19 protein-coding genes and 1 pseudogene are annotated in these 19616 nt (G+C 45.6%); 10 read left to right on the top strand and 10 right to left on the bottom strand.

The features are described 5' to 3' along the window. Positions 1-19: 19 nt before the first annotated feature. Genes L5L97_RS01050 through L5L97_RS01035 form a run of 4 tightly spaced genes read right to left on the bottom strand, consistent with a single transcriptional unit; the run spans position 20 to position 1714 of the window. Entirely contained in the window at positions 20-493 is a 474-nt protein-coding gene (locus L5L97_RS01050; protein WP_263180835.1) for a hypothetical protein, read from the bottom strand. 12 nt (positions 494-505) lie between these two features. Then, the gene (locus L5L97_RS01045; protein ID WP_263180834.1) at positions 506-892 is read right to left on the bottom strand and encodes a hypothetical protein; all 387 of its coding nucleotides are present in this window, start codon (positions 890-892) and stop codon (positions 506-508) included. A 6-nt stretch (positions 893-898) separates the two neighbouring features. Beyond that, a complete protein-coding gene (locus L5L97_RS01040) occupies positions 899-1453 on the bottom strand; it encodes a phage regulatory CII family protein (protein ID WP_263180833.1) in 555 nt (184 codons plus the stop codon). A gap of 36 nt (positions 1454-1489) precedes the next feature. Then, positions 1490-1714 carry a DNA-binding protein gene (locus L5L97_RS01035; protein ID WP_259504663.1) on the bottom strand — a complete coding sequence of 75 codons (225 nt, stop codon included), beginning with the start codon at positions 1712-1714 and terminating at the stop codon, positions 1490-1492. Between the two features lie 84 nt (positions 1715-1798). On the opposite strand from L5L97_RS01035, the gene L5L97_RS01030 reads away from it, so the two are divergent. The 5 genes from L5L97_RS01030 to L5L97_RS01015 all read left to right on the top strand — a co-directional run bounded on the left by L5L97_RS01030 (position 1799) and on the right by L5L97_RS01015 (position 4499). Continuing rightward, the gene (locus L5L97_RS01030) at positions 1799-2485 is read left to right on the top strand and encodes a helix-turn-helix transcriptional regulator (protein WP_263180832.1); all 687 of its coding nucleotides are present in this window, start codon (positions 1799-1801) and stop codon (positions 2483-2485) included. Between the two features lie 10 nt (positions 2486-2495). Then, positions 2496-2921: a hypothetical protein gene (locus L5L97_RS01025; protein ID WP_263180831.1), complete on the top strand. Its 426-nt coding sequence runs from the start codon at positions 2496-2498 to the stop codon at positions 2919-2921. An 82-nt stretch (positions 2922-3003) separates the two neighbouring features. Then, positions 3004-3249 (top strand): hypothetical protein, encoded by a 246-nt coding sequence (locus L5L97_RS01020; RefSeq protein ID WP_263180830.1) that lies wholly within the window; start codon positions 3004-3006, stop codon positions 3247-3249. Continuing rightward, complete coding sequence (gene yidD / locus L5L97_RS22910; RefSeq protein WP_411568953.1) at positions 3249-3452, top strand: membrane protein insertion efficiency factor YidD; 204 nt, start codon at positions 3249-3251, stop codon at positions 3450-3452. Before L5L97_RS01020 ends, yidD begins: the two co-directional genes overlap by 1 nt. An 18-nt stretch (positions 3453-3470) precedes the next feature. Further along, positions 3471-4499, top strand: coding sequence for a site-specific integrase (locus L5L97_RS01015; protein ID WP_263180829.1), 1029 nt, complete (start codon positions 3471-3473; stop codon positions 4497-4499). Positions 4500-4840: 341 nt separating this feature from the next. Here L5L97_RS01015 and L5L97_RS01010 read toward each other — a convergent pair whose 3' ends face one another. Together L5L97_RS01010 and L5L97_RS01005 are read right to left on the bottom strand one after the other, a co-directional pair. Beyond that, a complete protein-coding gene (locus L5L97_RS01010; RefSeq protein ID WP_263180828.1) occupies positions 4841-6079 on the bottom strand; it encodes a DEAD/DEAH box helicase in 1239 nt (412 codons plus the stop codon). 99 nt (positions 6080-6178) lie between these two features. After that, positions 6179-8887: a putative bifunctional diguanylate cyclase/phosphodiesterase gene (locus tag L5L97_RS01005; RefSeq protein WP_263180827.1), complete on the bottom strand. Its 2709-nt coding sequence runs from the start codon at positions 8885-8887 to the stop codon at positions 6179-6181. A gap of 519 nt (positions 8888-9406) precedes the next feature. Between L5L97_RS01005 and L5L97_RS01000 the strand changes: the two genes are divergently transcribed. Further along, the gene (locus L5L97_RS01000; RefSeq protein ID WP_263180826.1) at positions 9407-11824 is read left to right on the top strand and encodes a Lon protease family protein; all 2418 of its coding nucleotides are present in this window, start codon (positions 9407-9409) and stop codon (positions 11822-11824) included. A 76-nt stretch (positions 11825-11900) separates the two neighbouring features. On the opposite strand, the gene L5L97_RS00995 is transcribed toward L5L97_RS01000, so the two are convergent. Further along, positions 11901-12968, bottom strand: a complete 1068-nt coding sequence (locus L5L97_RS00995; RefSeq protein ID WP_263160782.1) for an alkene reductase — start codon at positions 12966-12968, stop codon at positions 11901-11903. A gap of 133 nt (positions 12969-13101) precedes the next feature. Here L5L97_RS00995 and L5L97_RS00990 point away from each other — a divergent pair, with 133 nt between their 5' ends. Next, a complete protein-coding gene (locus L5L97_RS00990) occupies positions 13102-13683 on the top strand; it encodes a TetR/AcrR family transcriptional regulator (protein WP_028760776.1) in 582 nt (193 codons plus the stop codon). Between the two features lie 176 nt (positions 13684-13859). Here L5L97_RS00990 and L5L97_RS00985 read toward each other — a convergent pair whose 3' ends face one another. Continuing rightward, complete coding sequence (locus L5L97_RS00985) at positions 13860-14084, bottom strand: TIGR02922 family protein (RefSeq protein ID WP_028760777.1); 225 nt, start codon at positions 14082-14084, stop codon at positions 13860-13862. 332 nt (positions 14085-14416) lie between these two features. After that, the gene (locus L5L97_RS00980) at positions 14417-15985 is read right to left on the bottom strand and encodes a methyl-accepting chemotaxis protein (protein ID WP_263160783.1); all 1569 of its coding nucleotides are present in this window, start codon (positions 15983-15985) and stop codon (positions 14417-14419) included. A 435-nt stretch (positions 15986-16420) separates the two neighbouring features. Here L5L97_RS00980 and L5L97_RS00975 point away from each other — a divergent pair, with 435 nt between their 5' ends. Beyond that, a complete protein-coding gene (locus L5L97_RS00975; RefSeq protein ID WP_028760779.1) occupies positions 16421-17143 on the top strand; it encodes a YebC/PmpR family DNA-binding transcriptional regulator in 723 nt (240 codons plus the stop codon). A 65-nt stretch (positions 17144-17208) separates the two neighbouring features. Here the strand turns inward: L5L97_RS00975 and L5L97_RS00970 are convergent, their stop codons facing one another. Then, the gene (locus L5L97_RS00970; RefSeq protein ID WP_263180825.1) at positions 17209-18456 is read right to left on the bottom strand and encodes a carotenoid oxygenase family protein; all 1248 of its coding nucleotides are present in this window, start codon (positions 18454-18456) and stop codon (positions 17209-17211) included. On the opposite strand from L5L97_RS00970, the pseudogene L5L97_RS00965 reads away from it, so the two are divergent. Together L5L97_RS00965 and L5L97_RS00960 are read left to right on the top strand one after the other, a co-directional pair. Beyond that, positions 18420-18875: pseudogene (locus tag L5L97_RS00965) on the top strand (sensor histidine kinase); the annotation flags it as partial. The gene L5L97_RS00970 and the pseudogene L5L97_RS00965 sit on opposite strands and share 37 nt — an antisense overlap. Positions 18876-18904: 29 nt before the next feature. Next, on the top strand, positions 18905-19555 hold the full coding sequence (locus L5L97_RS00960) for a response regulator (RefSeq protein WP_263180823.1): 651 nt from the start codon (positions 18905-18907) through the stop codon (positions 19553-19555). Positions 19556-19616: the final 61 nt, after the last annotated feature.

Raw genomic sequence — 19616 nt, 5'->3', positions numbered from 1 at the left:
GGTTGTGGCTTTTTGCTTTCTAGTGTTTTTCAATCTCGTTAATGTCAGCGCTGAGTGAGGCTGCCAGTCTGTTAATTTCTGCAAGTGTGTTATCCACATCGCTATTGACCTCACGTTCTATTGGCGCGGCTTGACTGCTGGCGACGGGTTTAAGTGCGCGTGGCGGGAAAAACTGGTCACGCGATAACGGCACACAGCCAAAGGCTTTGCCGAGATCGAGCAGCGCGATTATCGCCACGCGAATGGCCTCGCGTTCTTCTAAATTCAGGCTGAGTAATGGCAGGTTGATGTATTTAGCGGGGCGTAAACGGGCGGCGAATAAGATCATCGCGCGCTGTTGTTGGTTAAGTTTGTCGTACTGACTGGCTGCGCTGCTTTTACCTAACATGCTGCGAATGGCGGCTATCGCGGCTTGCCCCGCTTCGCCGTGGTGTTCGTTGGCGGCGTGCAGTGGTAATGCGGTTGGCGCTGGCTTAGTGGCGGCTTGTCTCATGATGTTTCCCTCTTACGCTGCAACAAATTCAAGGCGCATTCTTGCCGCCATTGATTCGATATAGTGGGTTAACTGGGCGCTAAGGCTGACGAGTTCTAGCTCTACTGTTGCGGTGGCGATTAGTTCTTTTTCTTCTGGCGTCATGGCGTCAGCATCAATCAAATGAGTCACGCTATCGCCATCAAAAGATGCTTCTGTATAAGCCTCTGATGCAATCCCCGCTTTAAAGCAAACAATGCGTTGCTGCGAGAAAGAGAAGTCACTGAACTGGCCTAGTGCATTGCTGATATCACTACTCAAGTAACGGATTTCTTCCGCTAACTCATTCATGCAGCGTTCTTTTTGCGCCTTAATGATTTCAATCTGATTTGCGGTTAAGCCTTGATAAATTTTCATCATTAATCCTTACATTACGCCCGGCATGGGCATGGTTTGCACTGCATCAAACGCGACGGACAACACGGGTATCGCTTGGAATTTCTGTTCAACGTCATGCACAAATAACGCGAGTTGCGACATTGCTACGCTGGCGCGTTTTACTGCTTCATGGCGCATGCGTTCGGTGATGCCACCGCGCCGCGCTTTAACATCTAATGCCATGTTGCCCAGCCATCCCGCGTTGGCGCTGATTTCTAATGCGCGGTCGGTCAGTGACATGCGTTCGCACTGGTTTAAATCATCAATCGACATTGAGGGCGCGCAGCCCAGTTCGAGCAACATGCCGTCGATAATGCAGCGATTGCCGCTGGCTTTAGCGATGTCCACAGCTTCGTGGATGCTGAGCTGATGTGGCTGGCTCAGTAGCAATTTATTACGCAGCATTTGCGGCTTATTGAAGTGCGCCGCTTTGGCGATTTCGCTCAATTGCTCGCCGTCGGCAAACTGCCTCAGCGCACCCGCGATATGCGGCTGGTGCGCTGCTTTTGCTGGGTTTTGTGTGCATGGGCTGGTGCTATACATGGCCGCAAATCTCCGTTTTGCTTATGCTTTTGTTACTTAGCTGGCAGAGGGTGATTGCTGCTCTTCATAAAGCGCGGCGGCTTCTGCCAGCAAGGCGACCATGTTGATTTGCGGGTGCCCTTTTGGGGTGTCTTTTGGACGAATTGGCAGTTTGCCAATGCGGACTAAATAGCGAACGTTATCAACAGTGGTGTGCGTTCTGCGGGCGTATTCCGCATAAGATAAAAATGGGGCATCTACAGATATGGTTATCAGGCTCATTGTGGTAGTCTCGTTTTATCTATGCTTATGTGTAATTGGCGTTACACAGTGTTAAAATTCACTTCGAATGGATTATTGATCAAAATGTCAGACTATTACAAGCTAAAAAATAATAAATTTCGATTTCCGCTAGATCAGACATTGCAAAGTGATGGTGGAAGGGTGCTTATCGAAAGGTTGATACACTTATTTAAAGTGAAAAACCGTATAGAGCTTGCTGACTTAATCGGCGTTACCGCTGGAACACTTTCAACTTGGACCACTAGAGAGACTGTTCCACATGAATTACTTATAAGAATTCATCTTGCAACTGGCGTTTCGATGGAATATTTGTGTTTTGGTACAGGTTTGTCATATGGCGAAGATCTTTTTCAAGTGAATGAATCAACACCTCAAACGAAAGTTAAAACTGAGCCAGATGAGGCTTATAAAATGCCTTTGCTTAATACATTCGACATTGAGAACGGAAAACTTAGGCAAATTGAAAGATTCAGGGTTGATGACGGTTTCTTTTTTATTAACCGCATATCCCCTCGTTCGGATGATTTCTTGCTTAAGGTTGATGGCAAATACTGTTTCGTGAATGCAAGTGAAACCATCGTGACAAAAGGCACTTATCTTTTCAGTGTTAATGGCAGTCACCAAGTTGGTGATTTACGCCAAATGCCTGATGGCAACATTTACTTTTTCGATGGTGATGACAAATACCCAATCAATCCCAACGCAACCAAGATCCACGGCAAAGTTGTGTCAGTAATAGAAACGGTTTAAGGAAGAATGTATGAAAAGGATTTTAGCTATAACGGTTTTGCTAGCACCTCTATCTGCAAGTGCATTAAATGCAAATTTAGACAGGCTAACGCTTATGTCTGAAACAACCCTTGCAGGTAAACCTGCTGTTGTTTTTTATCTTGGCAGCGATGCAGAGGAAAATTACTGCTCTATCACTGCAACTCAGGACTATGTCCTTAATGCTAATGGCCGGCTACTCAATATTAAAAGAGACCAGCCCGAGTTTGATGTGAGTTGCAACTGGGATGGTGAGTATTATGTACTATCAAGCAATCATATTACCCGTGCGGAAGTTGTATTTACCAAGTCTACAAAGACGACTCCAATGGCTATTAGTTTAAATGCAATGCTCACGACGACTAAAGGTGAGCTAGCTACATTTAATAGCCAAAATATTGATGTTGTCGCTAAATAATCAAGTTAACCAGAACGCCACCAAGATCCACGGTAAAGTGGTTTCAGTTTTAGAAACGGTTTAATTAACTACAAAGGAAGTAATGATGTTCAAATATAAAATGGTTCAAATCCCTGCCAACATTACCGTGCAAATGAAAGCGCACAAAGGCAATGAGGCGGCGGCTTATATGGAGCAGGTTGTTAACCAGTGGGCGGCTGATGGTTGGGAGTTTTATCGAGTTGATGCCGTAGGTGTGACATTACAACCGGGGTGTGGTGGTGCAACATCTGGCAAAAATGCGGAAAGCTCTGTTTACCATGTCATCTCTTTTAGGAAAGCTGTTTAATGGTGTGGTTGTCTATTCGTTGCATTTATCTGTATCGGTATTTTGCACCGCAACGGCTGCGCGATTCTTGCCTGTTTGACCCCACTTGCTCTGAGTACGCCATATTAGCCTTGCGCAAATATGGCTTTTTTGCTGGCTGGAAAAAAGCATTAAATCGTATTGATCGTTGTAGACAGCCTAACGGCGGGATTGATTGGCCTTAACTTTTTAAGTTGATATAAATGTCAGTTCGCAATCTAAAAGACGGCAGCAATTTTCCTTGGCTATGCGAGTGCTACCCGAACGGCCGCGATGGTCGACGGGTGCGCAAAAAATTTGCGACAAAGGGCGAGGCGACGGCGTTCGAGTTGCACACCATGAAAACCATCGACGAAAAACCCTGGCTTGGTGAAAAGGTCGATAACAGACGCTTATCTGAATTAATCCAGCTTTGGCATGATTTGCATGGGCGACAACTGGCCGAGCCTGAAAACCGTTTGCGTAAGTTGCAGCTGATTTGCATCGGCTTAGATGATCCGATTGCCAGCAAGTTAACCGTGAATGATTTTGCACATTATCGCCAACAGCGCTTAAGCGGTGAAATTGTCGATATGCAAGGCAATAAGACAGTGGTTAAGCCGGTGACGGTAAACCATGAGCAAGCCTATTTGCATGCGGTGTTTTCTGAACTTAAAAAGTTAGGCGAGTGGCGGCACCCTAACCCGATGGAAGGGCTTTCGGCTTTTAAGATTGATGAAACTGAACTGTCTTACTTGTACCCCGAGGAAATACCACGCTTATTAGATGAATGTCGCAATGCCAAGTATGAACATTTAGTCACGATTGTGATGATTTGTTTGTCGACTGGTTGCCGCTGGTCTGAGGCTGAAGGATTGCGCGGTAGTCAGATTGCCAATAACCGCATTACCTTTGTAAAAACTAAAGGCAAGAAAAATCGCACTGTGCCGATTTCTGATGCACTGATTGAACTTATCCCGCGCATGCGAGGCCCTTTGTTTAGACCTTGCCGTCGTTCGTTTGACCAAGCCATCAAACGGGCAAAGATTGAGTTACCCGAAGGCCAGATGACCCATGTGTTACGCCATACTTTCGCCAGCCACTTTATGATGAACGGCGGAAACATTTTAGTGCTTAAGGAAATATTGGGGCATTCTGATATTAAAGACACGATGCGCTATGCCCACTTTGCGCCAACGCATCTTGAAGATGCGATCACCAAAAACCCGCTAGCTCAATTACGAATTACTTAGCCACAATGGCGACAAAGTGGCGGCATTGATTTACATCGGCTAACGCCATTTAACACCAACAATCATTTAACTTACTGTTTTTAATATAAATCATTGTTTTTATAATAGTATGAGTAAAATGTAGGTGTTCTGGACGCGGGTTCAAGTCCCGCCGCCTCCACCAATTTTACCAGAAGGGCTTAACCGCAAGGTTAAGCCCTTTTTGTTTGAACTTTCAGGCTATTTTGAGCTATCGATTCAAATGCGGCGGCGGGAACTGAACTGGCGTCAATAAATGAATCATGTCACCACTTGATCTAATATCTATTAGATTCAGCCATTCAGACGCCACACCTAAAAACCTACCTTTTCCCCTTTCCACCCAAAGCCCGTTTCTTCGCTCTTTGCTTCTGAGCCGCTTTACCGTTACGTCTAGGTTCGGTATCCATCTTATTAAAGTCGGGTTCGAAGCCTAGTAACCATTGTTGTGGTAGACGCTTGTCGAGCACAACTTCAACTTCTTCCAATAATAGGGCGTCCTCTTGACTAAAGAGGGTGATGGCAAGCCCTGCACTACCCGCTCGGCCTGTGCGGCCAATACGATGAATATAATCTTCGGCGATAAAGGGTAGCTCAAAGTTGATCACATATTTTAGCTCGACGATATCTAGGCCTCTGGCGGCGACATCCGTTGCCACTAGCACTTGAATTTTGCCTTGTTTAAATTCCTGCAAAACTCTCTCGCGCGCACCTTGGGACAAGTCACCGTGAAACGCCTGAGTGATAATATCGGCTTTATTGAGTTGCTGAACCAGTTTATCGACACCTTGCTTAGTGCGGCTAAAAATCAGCACTTGATGCCAGTTTTTACTGCGCACCAGATGGCTGACGAGTTCGATTTTACGGTCGGCGTCGACGGCATAAACCACTTGTTCAATTTCAGCAGCGGTCGTATTACGCTTGGCAACTTCAATCAACTTAGGATCGCGCAGTAAGGTTTTACTTAAGCTGAAGATAGCGGCATCTAAGGTGGCAGAAAATAACAGGGTTTGTCTGTCACTCGGTACTTGCTTGAGCACGGCTTGAATTTCATCCATAAACCCCATGTCGAGCATACGGTCGGCTTCATCGAAAACAAGCACACTCAATTGCTTAAGATTTAATGCACCTTGCCTAAGGTGGTCAAGTAAGCGGCCCGGTGTTGCGATTAACACATCAATCCCTGCATTAAACACGGCGACCTGCGCATCGATACTCACGCCGCCGTAGGCGATGCCGATACGAATATCAGTCCCTTTAGCGTACTTAACAAAACTCTGCTGTACCTGCACCGCCAGCTCACGTGTCGGCACTAAGACTAATGAGCGTATGGGTCTCACAGCCGTTAACTCTTGCGCAGGGCTGAGTGTCATCAAATGATGCAAGATAGGCAAGGCGAACGCAGCGGTTTTGCCTGTACCCGTTTGGGCGCCAGCCATCACATCCCGTTTAGCTAAGATGGCAGGGATCGCTTCTAACTGGATTGGCGTTGGCGATTCATAGCCAAGAACCGCTAAGGTATTCACTAACGTGGAGTTTAAGGATAAGGCACTAAAAGACATTGCGGTTAACCACTGAAAATAATGGCTAGAATTTTAGCAGACACAACCCTAAGCGACTAGCGGCATAGCGCTAGTCCTATTGTTATATGCAAACTTGTTTTACGATAGAAATGTGTCGAGATCTTCAGCTAGCTGCGGACGACTAAAGAGATAACCTTGGGCTTGATCGCACTGGTTTTGTTGCAGAAAATCAGCTTGCTCTTTAGTTTCAACCCCTTCGGCGATAATTTCCAGCTTCAACGCATGTCCAAGAGCAATCACAGCCTTAGCGATAGCGGTATTGTTGGTATCGAAGGGAATGTCCCGCACAAAAGATTGATCAATTTTCAATTTATGAATAGGCAGTTTTTTCAAATAGTTGAGCGATGAATAGCCAGTACCAAAATCATCAACCGATAATTCGATACCCAGATCGCCAAGTCGCTTTAAGTCACGGATAGCAAGATCAGGATTCTGCATCATCACACTTTCGGTCACTTCAAGCTCTAAATGCTTTGGGGGCAAACCCGTTTCAGCTAAGACACGTTTCACATCATCCACAAAGGAACTGCGCTGTAACTGTTGTCCTGCCACGTTCACCGCAATGCGGCCAAAATGTTTGCCTTCACCAAGCCAACGCATGCCTTGACGACAGGCAGTTTCTAACACCCATAAGCCAATTTCATGGATAAGACCAATTTTTTCCGCCACGGGTATAAATACCGCAGGCGAAATCAACCCCAGTTGAGGATCGTGCCAACGCAGTAATGCTTCAAATCCCACGGTTTGTCGAGTCACTAAATCGAGTTTTGGCTGGTACATTAAGTACAAAGCATTTTGCTCAATCGCGCCATAGAGGGCACTTTGCAGCTTAAGATGCTCAAAAGATTGTTGAGTTAAGGACTCTGTATAAAAAGCATAATTATTGCGGCCATCATTTTTGGCACGATACATGGCCGCATCGGCGTTACGCAGTAAAGTGTCCGCATCGGTTCCATCATTCGGATACAAAGAAACGCCCATACTCGCCGTTAAACGTAAGTGGTCGCCCGTGCTCACAATAAAAGGTTGCTCAAACACTTGGCGCAATTGATTTATGGCAACTGCGGCATCTGCACTATTGTCGATCCCTGAAATCAATGCCACAAACTCATCGCCACCAATCCGTGATAACACATCCTGATCACCCACTTGACTGCGTAAACGCTTGGCAAGCTCGACCAACATCTCATCGCCTATACTGTGGCCAAAACTGTCGTTGATATGCTTGAACAGATCGACATCAATCATCACAGTCGCTAATTGCAAATTCAGCCGCTTAGCTTGTCGCACTTCTTGCTTAAGCTGCATCATGAACTTCATGCGATTGGGCAAATGCGTTAGCGGGTCAAAATACGCTAAGTGCGTGAGTTGCGCTTCATTCTCTTTCTGGGCTGAAATATCGGCAAATACAGCGACAAAATAACGCACATCTCCAACGTCATCATAAATAGTGCTTATGGTGATATTTTGCGGAAAAATCGTGCCATTTTTACGCCGATTCCAAATTTCGCCATTCCATTTACCTTGAGTAAGCAAGGCATTCCAGAGTTTATCGAAAAAATCTTTATCATGCCGACCCGAACTAAAAATCCGAGGATTCTGGCCGAGTAACTCTTCCCTCACATAACCTGTGATCTCAAAAAATGCACCGTTAACGTCGGTAATATTGCCATGCCGATCGGTCACAACGACACCTTCAACCGAGTTTTTAAACACATTGGTCGCCAGTGTCAGCTGTTCTTCAACTGCTTTATGCTTGGAGATGTTGCGAGTCATACCGATAACGCCCACGAGCTCCCCCTTGGCATTGAGTGTTGGGAGTTTTAGCGTTTCTAACCAAAGATGATTTTTAGCTTCACTGCCATCTAAACACTCAGCGACAATGATAGGCGTACCAGACTCGATAGCGAGCCTATCACCCTCTAGAAAAATCTCTGCAATATCAGCACCAAAGAGTTCAACATCGGATTTACCAACAATCTCACTGCGGGGCATTTCCCACGCATTCTCAACACTACGATTGCAAAGAGTGTAAATGCCAGCGGCATTTTTCATCCAAATATGTTCGTCAAAACTATCGATAAAAGTTTGTAAATCGACCGTATCGACACGACTCGGTGAACCTCGGCTTAATGTTTCAGCCGCATTATGTTGGCTCAATATCTCGCCTAACTGGTGTTGAATGCTATCGCTGATAAGCTTGGCAAATTGTAGCGTTTTTGAATCTACGCCGTGAGCCTCGTTGTGATAGAAGCATAAAAAGCCAAAATGTGCCCCAGATGGCCAAGCGAGAGACAAACAAATCACGCTGCCGATTGCGCTACAAGTGTGCCAATCTGAGTGCTGCCGAGTATCCATAATTAACAGAGGCTCACGTACCTGCTCAGTTAGCTGTGATACAGATAATGCAGCCGTGATTTGATGACTGCCTAATCGGGGCAATGCTGAAATTGGCTCACTCAGGCTGGACAACTTAGCATTGTTTAGAGGGGGAATAGTAGATTTATCAATAATATCAAAGGGATTGGAAACGATTTCTGATGGTGTGAGCATTGAGGGCATCACAACGGACTGGCTTATCGCAGGCTGGGGGTTGCCACTTAGGTGGCTAAGTATTGCCTGTATTTCACTTTCAGCCGCAGAGTCTGAACTTAACATGCAGCTAAGTTCACCCGCAGCATTCCATGCTAATAACATTGCTTTACTGCTTGATATCTCAGCGACTAAATTTAAGTCACTCAACCAGTTATCCAGCTGTTGCTGCGTAATAGGTACATCTATCATCATCTTGCCAACTCAGATCTCGTTACTGCTCAATCGGCCTACGGCGAGAATACCGTAAGACCTTAAACACATGCCCAATATTGCTACAGAGGGAAAACGCTAACCAAGCAGTAAAATCTCATAAAATTTTACGTTTAACATCAAATCAATACATCTCAATTGGCACTATGGTTGGATCTAAAACTTACTCCATCATATCCACCTTTTAGGGTGGTAGAGGTCAAACCATCAAAATTCACACTAACTTACTCACACTCAGCAGACTGCTTGCACGGGTAAATCCAACTAACATTGCATTTGCTACTTTAGCACAAAATTTTAGTGTCAGTATCGTGATAAGTTTATTGAGTAACAATTAGTTAGACTTAATCAATTAAGTCTTCCCCCGATAATTCAGCACTTTCTTAGCGAGAGAAAACCATCCCTAAAGACATATATCAGCAATAACAGGGTTTTGATTGACAAAAATGCTATCTTATTGTCTACAATGGAAATAATAAGGCTGAAAAACCAAGGATATTTATGCCCACTGACGTCGTATCAAGCCAAGCTACCCTGCTCAACAGTAAACAATTATATCGCATTTGCGAACTCGACCAATTAAGCACAGATTGCCAATCGACAGCAGAACTCACACCTCTCAATGATATTGTCGGCCAAGAACGCGCCCAGCAAGCGGTAGAGTTTGCAATGGGAATTAAAGAAAAGGGTTACAACATCTACGCCATAGGTCAGAACGGCCTCGGCAAACGGACCATGATGCTGCGTTACCTAAGCCGTCACGAGCCAAACGACCATACCCTGTACGATTGGTGCTATGTGGTTAATTTCGATGATACCCGTTGCCCTAAAGTGCTGAAACTGAGCGCAGGGACGGGGCTTGAATTTAAAAAAGCCGTCGAAAAGTTGATGCTTAAACTTGTCAAAGCTATGCCTTTAGCCTTTGATAATGAAATGTATTATGCCCGGACTGAAAAGCTCAAAAGCCAATTATCACAGAAACAAGAAGTCGCACTCACTGAATTAACCGAAGAAGCAAAACAAAAAGGCATCAGCCTCAGTTTAACCATGCAGGGTGACTATCAAATGGTAGCGCTCAATGGTGAAGAACCCCATGACGAAGCTTCATTCGAAGCATTGACAGAGACTGAACGTAGTCAATTTGAAAGTAATATCAATGGCCTAGAAGTTAAACTGCGCGGTATTATTCGCCAAATCACTGAATGGGAAGAAGAATTCAGCGACAAGCAGCAAGAGCATGACGAACAAGTCGCCAAAGAAGTGTTAATTCATTTTATTAAGCCACTCAAAGATAAGTTCAAGCACCAGCCCGAAGCGCGGACTTTCTTAACCGGTATGCAGGCGGATATCTTAGACAATTTAGATATCTTTTTAGAAGAAAGTGAAGAACAACTGGGCCTAGCCTACGCTTCCCTTGAAAAGAAAATGCCCCGCCGCTACCAAGTTAACGTTTTGGTCGCTCAAGGGACTCAAAAATTCCCTATTGTCGTAGAAGAAAGCCCAAGTTATCACAGCCTATTTGGTTATGTGGAAAACGCTACCTTCAGGGGGACAGTGTTCACCGACTTCTCACTTATCCGCTCCGGCAGTCTGCACAAAGCTAACGGCGGCGTGTTATTGATGGATGCGGTAAAAGTGTTAGAACGCCCTTACGTGTGGGACGGGTTAAAACGCGCCCTGCGTTCACGCAAACTCGATTTAAGTTCGCTCGAGCGTGAAGTGTCACTGTCGGGCACGATTTCATTGGCGCCTGAGCCTATCCCCTTAGATGTGAAAATTATTCTGTTTGGCGATCACGAAACTTATCAGCTGTTACAGCACTATGATCCTGACTTCAGTGAGTTATTCCGCGTTACCGCCGATTTTGAAGATGTGATGGACAGAACCTCAACTTCTGAGGCGCACTATGCCCGCTTTATTTCGAGCATAGTTCACGACAACAACATGCTACATTGCGACCGTGCGGCTATAGCACGCATCATCGAATACAGCTCGCGGGAGGCCGAAGATCAACAAAAACTGTCGCTACACTCAGCCAATATTGCCAACCTACTGCGGGAATCAAACTACTGCGCTAAATCGGCAGGCAGTCAGCAAATTTTAGTGCCGCACGTTGAGCAAGCACTGCGAAATCAAGAGCAAAGAGTCTCGCGTCTGCACGACAACATTATGCAAAGCTTTACCAACGGCACGACCTTGATTAGCACTCAGGGCAAAGTGGTTGGGCAAATCAATGCCTTATCCGTCATCTCGACCTCAGATCATCAGTTTGGTATGCCCAATCGCATCACAGCAACCACTGCGTTTGGTAAGGGTGAAGTGATGGATATCGAGCACAGAGTCAAACTTGGAGGCCGGATCCATTCTAAGGGCGTGTTGATCTTAACCGCTTATTTAGCCTCAGTTTTAGGTAAGACGGCGCAAATCCCGCTCACCACTTACCTCACCTTTGAGCAATCATACAGCGGAGTGGACGGTGACAGCGCATCCATGGCCGAATGCTGCGCCATTATCTCGGCTATTAGCGAGCAAGCAATTAGGCAAGATATTGCCATCACAGGTTCGATGAACCAATTTGGTGAGGCTCAGCCGATTGGCGGCGTGAATGAAAAAATTGAAGGCTTCTTCGATGTCTGCAAAATAAAAGGCCGTACGCCAGAGCAAGGGATGATTATTCCTGCCTCGAACATGGCCAACCTTATGCTGCGCAAAGATATTGTCGATGCAGTGGCACAGGGGGAATTCCATATTTGGGCTATTACCCATGTGACTCAAGCCATGGAATTACTACTCGGTAAAACCGCAGGAAGTTTGCCGCAAACGGCCGCACCTAGCCAAGGGCAATATTCTCCCGAGAGTATTTTCGGCATAGCTCAGCAAAAGCTCACCGCACTCAGATCCTTAGTTAAAACGGATTAAATAAAAGGCACGAGATAAAATAAACAAAAAGGGTTAGCCAATGCTAACCCTTTCTTTATAAAGCTATTAAGCGAAATTACACTAAACTTGCTAGCATTTCATCGCTGTAAGGAACAAGTGCAACGCCATCACGCACGCGAGCGACATAGTCAGGATTGGCAATAAATGGGCGACCGATAGCAATCAAATCAAACTTATTCGCTGCAATCGCTTCACTGGCGGTTTCAGCGCTGTAGCTTCCAACTCCCACTAAGGTTTTGCCATAGTGTGCGCGCACATAGCTTGAAGCTCTGCCGCCTAGATAGTCGAATTCCATACTGTCATCGAAAATCCCAATATGCACAAAAGCGATATCGCGGGATTCCAGCTCTGGCAAGAAGTAATCGAATACTTCGCGGTCACGACTATCTGCCGCCATATTGAAATAAGCCCCTGGAGAAATCCGTAAACCGGTTCTGTCTTTGCCGATACGAGCCACAACAGCATCGACAACTTCAAGCGCAAAGCGGGACATATTGGCTGGAGTGCCACCGTATTCATCGGTGCGGCGATTGCTGTCATGGTGTAAGAAGGTATCAATTAAATAACCATTTGCACCGTGGATTTCTACGCCATCGAACCCAGCTTCAATGGCATTTTCCGCCGCTTTGGCGTAATCACGCACTAGGCCTTGAATATCCTCAAGTGTGGCAGGTTTTGGCGTGACATAAGTCAGTTCGCGCATTCTTGGCACACTGCCTTCAATCTTCTGTGCTGATGCCGCAAGCACATCACCACCACCGAAAAAGTGTGGATGAGCAACACGGCCCGTATGCCATAACTGCACAAAAATCTTACCGCCATTGGCATGTACCGCATCGGTCACTTTACGCCAGCCAGCAATTTGCGCTTGAGTAAAAATACCAGGAGTATTTGGGTAACCTTGAGCATCGGGACGAATAATAGTCGCCTCTGTGATGATCAAACCCGCTTCAGCGCGGCGTGCATAGTAGGCAACCATATCATCGGTCGGCACTAAATCGGCATCCGCCATACAACGGGTTAAAGGTGCCATTAAGATACGATTATTTAAGGTAATAGTGTCATTAAGTGAGTAGGTATCGAACAGATTTACCAATGAATTTGGCGTGGTTTGTGTGGTCATTTTCTCAGTTCCATTCTTGAATATGCATTCAAGATATTATTATTTGAACGATCATTCAAGTTCATTTTTGAATGTTTGTTCAAATTTAGGTAGAATCTGGCCTAAGCGTTTCTATACAAGTGAATTAAATTCGATGCGTAATGCAGAGTTCGACCGAGAACAGGTACTTCGCGGCGCTATGGCCGCCTTCATGCACAAGGGTTACACCAAAACGAGCATGCAAGATCTTACTCAAGCCACGGGATTACATCCGGGGTCGATTTACTGTGCCTTCACCAATAAACGCGGATTACTAATCGCGGCCATTGAGCAATATCAACTCGACAGAAACGAGCAATTCAACAATCTATTCGGCAATGGCGAGAATGTGCTGACTAATTTGAAAACCTACTTAGATCATCTCGTTATTGAATGTCTGAGTTGCGATAGCGCCCAGGCTTGCTTACTGACAAAAGCGTTAAATGAAATTGCAGAGCAAGATGTTGAGATTCGAGACATCATCAATCAGTATCTACAATCTTGGCAGCAAGCACTCACACTACAATTTGCCACCGCAACGTTACAAGGACTCCTCCAAGGCAATCGCAGCAGCGAGCAAAGAGCCCAATATTTAATGATGGGAATTTATGGTTTAAGAACCTTCGCCCACACCCATCCTAATGCCGAAACCTTACAGTACCTTGCAGACCAATTATTGGCAGAAGTCTGCCATTAAAGTGCGTTAATTTGTGGGACAGTAAATATCTGAATGACTAACCGAATATGATTAGGCGAACAAACGCTAACATTAATAGAAATAGATGGATTGAATAGAATTTTTGCAGAAGATGTCGGGACGATAATTTAGCAAAGCGAATTATTCGTCCCAAGAATGACGATTAGTTTAAAATGTTAACCTATATTAGCTTGAGCAAACACTCGCTCTCCTAATGAATTCAATATCTTACACTCACCTTCAAGTACAGCAATGATAGATTTTCCCTTGCGGAAACTTGCAGGTATCATCACACGCCCAGCTTCACTCACTGGTAAATTACCTAATACGGCGTTGTGCATAATTAACCCTACGGGCGCATCATAATATAAAACAGTTACAGTCGCTTGATTTGCTTGCATCACATTTAACTCACATTAAGCAGCATCTACTGCGTTATATTTACATCGCAAGAGAGCTCCCTGTCCTCAACATTTTAAAATATCCAGAAAGATATTTTAAACATTTTAAATCAATTACTTAAGGTCTTATTCAAATTTTATGATTTTTTATTGGATACAATACTGTCTTATACTGTACACCTTGGGCTATTTAAGCACTTCGGCAAAAAGATGCCAATCTATTTCTATTATGTTAATCGATTACCTACTATCGATCACATATAAGACACAAATAAAGATGCGTTTTTATGCATTTTTTAGAGTAAATAACCTAAATTTGAGTTATCAGTAATCTACTTAGCTTTAAATCCCACTCGAAATCCGCCCCAATGTTTACCGTTTACAAAAATGGGCACCGACAAGTCGTGCATCACTTCGCCCGTATCGCGTTTATAAGTTTGCAATAGCACAGGTTCAGTATGGGCGCCGCAACGGATCCCTGTCGGATCATTAAACAAGCGTTTGGTTCGATTGTGCACCATATCAACCTCAACTTTGCCTGTCAGCGCTTGGCTAAAGCGTTTATTATGGGTCGGAAAATAACCTTTCCTATCAACGGCTCCCGCATAAATAATTTCGCTGTGTTTTGCCAGAATGGGCTCTTGAATTGTTGGAAAATGCTGATCGGTATAACGATCGAAAGCCGTGCTGTATTTCTGCGGCTGAGTATTGGTAATAGGTTGGTATTTAGGATTAAACAAATCAGCCTCGCTAAAACTGCCACTGGCTAAACCTTGTGCTAACTTGTCACCGCACGCTTTAGCGGCAACATTCGCCAATTGCAGAACCTGCTGATCGAAGGTTTGTGTATCCCATTTAGACAACGCTTTAAAAATACCCTCAGTGGTCAAGGATAAAGTAAAGGCCTGCTCGGATACGCTATGACTCTGTTTACCCGTCGAATTTAACGAGTCACGTATTTGAGTCACCGAGCGGCTAATGTCGTTAGTAGTGTTGTTATATTGTTTGAGTGAATCTTCCATATCACCTAAGGCATGGGCCGATTGGGTCACAGAAGCCGAAATCTCAGTGAAGTGCGCGTCTAACTCGCCCATGGCGGCGACCACATCGGCGGTTTGCGTCACGACTCGCTCCATCAGCCCAGAAGTTTTATCCGTTTCACTGCGGATTTCTAATAGCATTTTGCCAATATCTTGGGTTGCACCCGCGGTTTTACCCGCAAGGCTGCGTACTTCGTCAGCTACTACCGCAAAACCTCGACCCTGCTCTCCCGCTCGAGCCGCTTCGATGGCCGCATTTAACGCCAACAGATTCGTTTGCTCGGCAACGGAGTTAATCACCTCGGTAATTTTTTGGATTTCTTCGGCTCTTGATTTAAGCGCCTGCACTTGCTCAGCGGCGGTATCAATATCCGTACTCAGTGAACGAATGGCCGCAACACCTTTCTGAGCTTGACTTCGTCCCTGCACGCTAACGCGCTCAGCCTCTTGAGCTTGGCCTAAAATGTCGGCTGCATTATCACCAAGTTGGGCCGTAGTGTGGCTCAATTGCCCTGCAGCAACCGCAATGGCACTGGCATGCTCGCCATTTGATTCAATTGATTTATTCAATAAATCAATAAAATGCGACACCTCAGCCGAACCGATAGCAATTTTGCTGGTTTGCACACTAATGTCGTGGGCGGGGATGCTTTGCTCTTGTAATGCCTTAATGTTTGCCTCATCGGTGTCGAGCTTAGCCTTAGATGCGCGCAAACACACTCTCACCACTAAGCCACAGGCAAGAACGCCCAAGATCAACGCCTGCACAATACTTGGAAGATGCAGTCCCTCAAGTAATAAACTCCCCAGAGTTACCAGTATGAAACTGATGAAAATTAAAATTTTGTGCTGTATTTCCATATACTTCCCGTAACTGCGCAAGGTAAAAATGAAAGGGAAATGCTAAGAGTCGAATCATTAGCCTTCGTTCAGTTGGTATCAATTACAGCAGCTATTGATTACAACTGACGAGGGAGGACTAACTATGATAGCGCTCAAGATTTATAGTTTTAGTCTATTTCTCTGAATAAGCTAGATAATTTATCTCGCTAAATAAACAAAGTAGAAGTTAGCTATCATCAACAGTCTCACGAGCGTATGGCATTAGACATTAGTATTAATCTATCGCGATATAGTCCTAGCCTATCTAAAAGCGGATCTTCTTTGATAAAACCAACTTTGCCCTGAAATGCGTGCCCCGTCGCCTTCTAGGTAATAAATCACATAGGGACGACTGCACTTATGCCAAGAAAACTGCTAATATCGGCGCAATTTTTTTGAGCTAACGAGATCAAGATGGGCAGAGCATATCAAAACAAGAAAGAATCCATGGCGAAAACAGCCGGTCAAAAAACCCGCATTTATTCACGCTACGGTAAAGAGATTTACGTTGTCGCTAAGCAAGGCGGCGTTGAGCCCGATGGAAACTTATCACTGCGTCGCTTAATTGAACGCGCTAAGAAAGACCAAGTGCCTGCGCATGTTATTGAACGCGCAATTGAAAAAGCCAAAGGCGGCGGTGGTGAAGATTACGATACCGCCCGTTACGAAGGTTTTGGTCCTGGCAACTGCATGGTCATTGTTGACTGCTTAACCGATAACGTAAAACGTACCTTCACAGAAGTGCGTCAAGCCTTCGTGAAAAACGATGCCAAACTCGGCGGCCCTGGTACAGTTGGCCACATGTTTGATCATCAAGCCGTGTTCGTGTTTGCGGGTGATGACGAAGATGCGATTTTAGAACTGCTGATGATGGCTGACGTTGATGTAAGCGATGTTGAGCTTGAAGATGGCTTAATCACAGTTTACGCGCCGCACACTGAATACTTTAAAGTCAAAACTGCGCTGACCGAAGCGATGCCAGAGGTTAACTTTGAATTTGACAATATCACCTTCGTACCGCAGGACATGACTAAAGTTGAAGGTGAAGATGTCGTTATGTTTGAAAAGTTTATTGCCGCACTTGAAGATTGTGACGACGTACAAAACGTCTATCACAATGCGGAAATTGATGACTAAACGTTTCTTTCGCCTGAAACAAGAACGCAGCTAAAAGCTGCGTTTTTTATTTATAGATCAAAACATTAAGCTTCAATAAAGCAACCATGGAACCCTAGTGGCAATACTCTGTTCATTTGAGCCGAAGCGATGGGGCCCGCACTGATATCACTGGCACGAAACAAAGACAAACCAGACTGTGCATTATGGTAATCGAGCCAAGTCATCAGTAAATAAGCTTCGTGCTGCTCAGTGGCGGGGATATAGAGCGGCTCTTCGGCAATCTTGCCTTTGCCAAGATAAAACGCGCTATAGCTCGCGTCGCCAAGTGTATCCGCCCTGTGCTTGCTGCTGTCTTTTGCATTATGAATACAATACAAAGTGTTACTTAGCCCTGATTCAGAGCCAGATTCTGCTTCATATTTAAAGTTGGAGCTGGAGCCAGAGTTAACAGCTGAATCTGTTCTTGCTCCAACGCCAAATAACGGAACAAACGCCGAAGCCCCGCCTGTTTTCTCTGCAAACGCTTTTTCACCGCTAGTTTGTTTTTTACCCATAATGTGCTGCGAAAACTGGGGAAACTCCATCATCACGCCGCTGCGGTTAATACGTGCAGAGGAATACAAGGTCTCCGCAAACTGCGCTTTGCTAGCTGCTGTAAGTGCTACTGTGAGCGGTACTGTGAGAGGTACTGTGATCGTCACTAACTCTGCATGGGGTGTCTTAGTTTTACGCTTCCCCGTCAGTAACCCCTTCATCCCTTGGGTTAAAATCGCAGAATTGGGATAGAGGCAAAGCTGCACCGAAAGTTCGTCATTCTTCTCAATGGCTTGACCAAAGTGAAACACAAATCCTGCAGGTAGCCGGTGTAACTGGCGCACGCTAAAATCGGCTTTGTCAATAACTAGTAATTGCGATGGCAATTCGGGGCGCCATTTAAAGGCATCAACATAGGTTTCGCCCTCTTCATACACGCAGGATGAAATGTAAAACACCAGCTTATTCTCACTCTGCGCGAAGGCATGTAAGTAACTCGCCTGTGGTAATTCAATCACTTCCATTCTGGCTATGCTGTCATCGGACGCCACTTGATACACAAGTAATTGCTTCTCACCGCCGACATACCAGACGCCAAAATTCCATAGTCCACCTTGTCCGTCATCGAGCGGGTGAGCAGAAAAGGGCAAGCCCTTAAATTTGTCACCAAAGTTTTTCACGCCAAGCGTGGTTAAGGTCTGGGCATCAAGTCGATAGGGTGAACCCGCCTCCCATAAGGCGAGCAACTTGCCGTGGCGCGGCTCAAAGAGTGCAAGTGGGATTGGATTTAGTCCCACCTTTAGAGGCACTGATGACCCGCTTACCCAGCGTGACTCTTCACTGCAAAGGGATGAAGCCACTGCAATCAGCCGAACTGACTCAGGCACTGCTGTTAGTGCTGCAGGAAGGCATCAGCAACGCCGTACGTCACGGCAAGGCGAATCAACTGCAATTGAGCATGCAAGACTCTCAAAGCGCGCTGGTATTGCAACTAAGCGACAACGGCGTGGGGCTAACACGGGGAGCCGCGCGAAACGCATCAGCTAAAAGCGGCACAGAGCTAAACGGTCCAGGACAGTTCGGCACTAGGCAGTTCGGTACTGGGCTCGGCGGCATGCAGGAAAGGCTACAACCCTTTAATGGCACCTTGGAGTTAAGAGCAAATGACTCGGCGCCCGGCTGCCAACTCACCCTCACACTCCCTGCACTCGCTTAACTTTTTATTAAAAACGCTTTGGGATCTCTATGGATACGCAAAACAACATTATCAGTGTCGGTTTAGTAGAAGATCAACAATTGGTTCGCCAAGGTATCGCCAGCCTGCTCGCCATTTCCGACAACATTCACGTGTTGTGGCTGGCCGAAGACGGCCAAGATGCACTCAAAAAGCTTGCCAGCAATCCCGTCGATGTACTGCTCAGTGATATCCGTATGCCAAATCTTGATGGTATCACCATGCTCAAACAAATACGGCAAAGTGCCAATCGCTTACCTGTCATCATGTTAACCACCTTCGACGACAGTGAGTTATTCCTCAATAGTTTACAGGCGGGAGCCAACGGCTTTTTGCTCAAGGACGTGTCACTCGACAAGTTACTGCACGCCATCGAAACCGTCGCCAAAGGCGGCTACTTGATAGAGCCTTCGGTGCTCAAACAGATGAGAGAGCCTAAGCCCACACCTAGCGTTGGGGTAACTAGAAATGAATTATTGTCGGAACGGGAGCGGGAAATTCTCAGTTTTATGGCGGGTGGCTTCTCCAATAAAGAAATCGCCAATGCGGTATTTTTAGCCGAGGGAACAGTAAAGAATCATGTCTCTAACATACTCACTAAACTCGATTGCCGAGACCGTACCCAAGCTGTGCTCAAGGGATTGCAACTGGCATTGATCTAACCTAATAGCATTCTGCAAAAGCCAATTGCCAACAAAAAGGGCCATTTAAGGCCCTTTTTGT

Source organism: Shewanella sp. SM71 (assembly GCF_025653905.1).
GTDB classification, from domain to species: Bacteria; Pseudomonadota; Gammaproteobacteria; order Enterobacterales; family Shewanellaceae; genus Shewanella; species Shewanella oncorhynchi.
The sequence above is the reverse complement of the archived record's forward strand: the minus strand, read 5'-3'. Positions and strand labels throughout refer to the sequence as shown.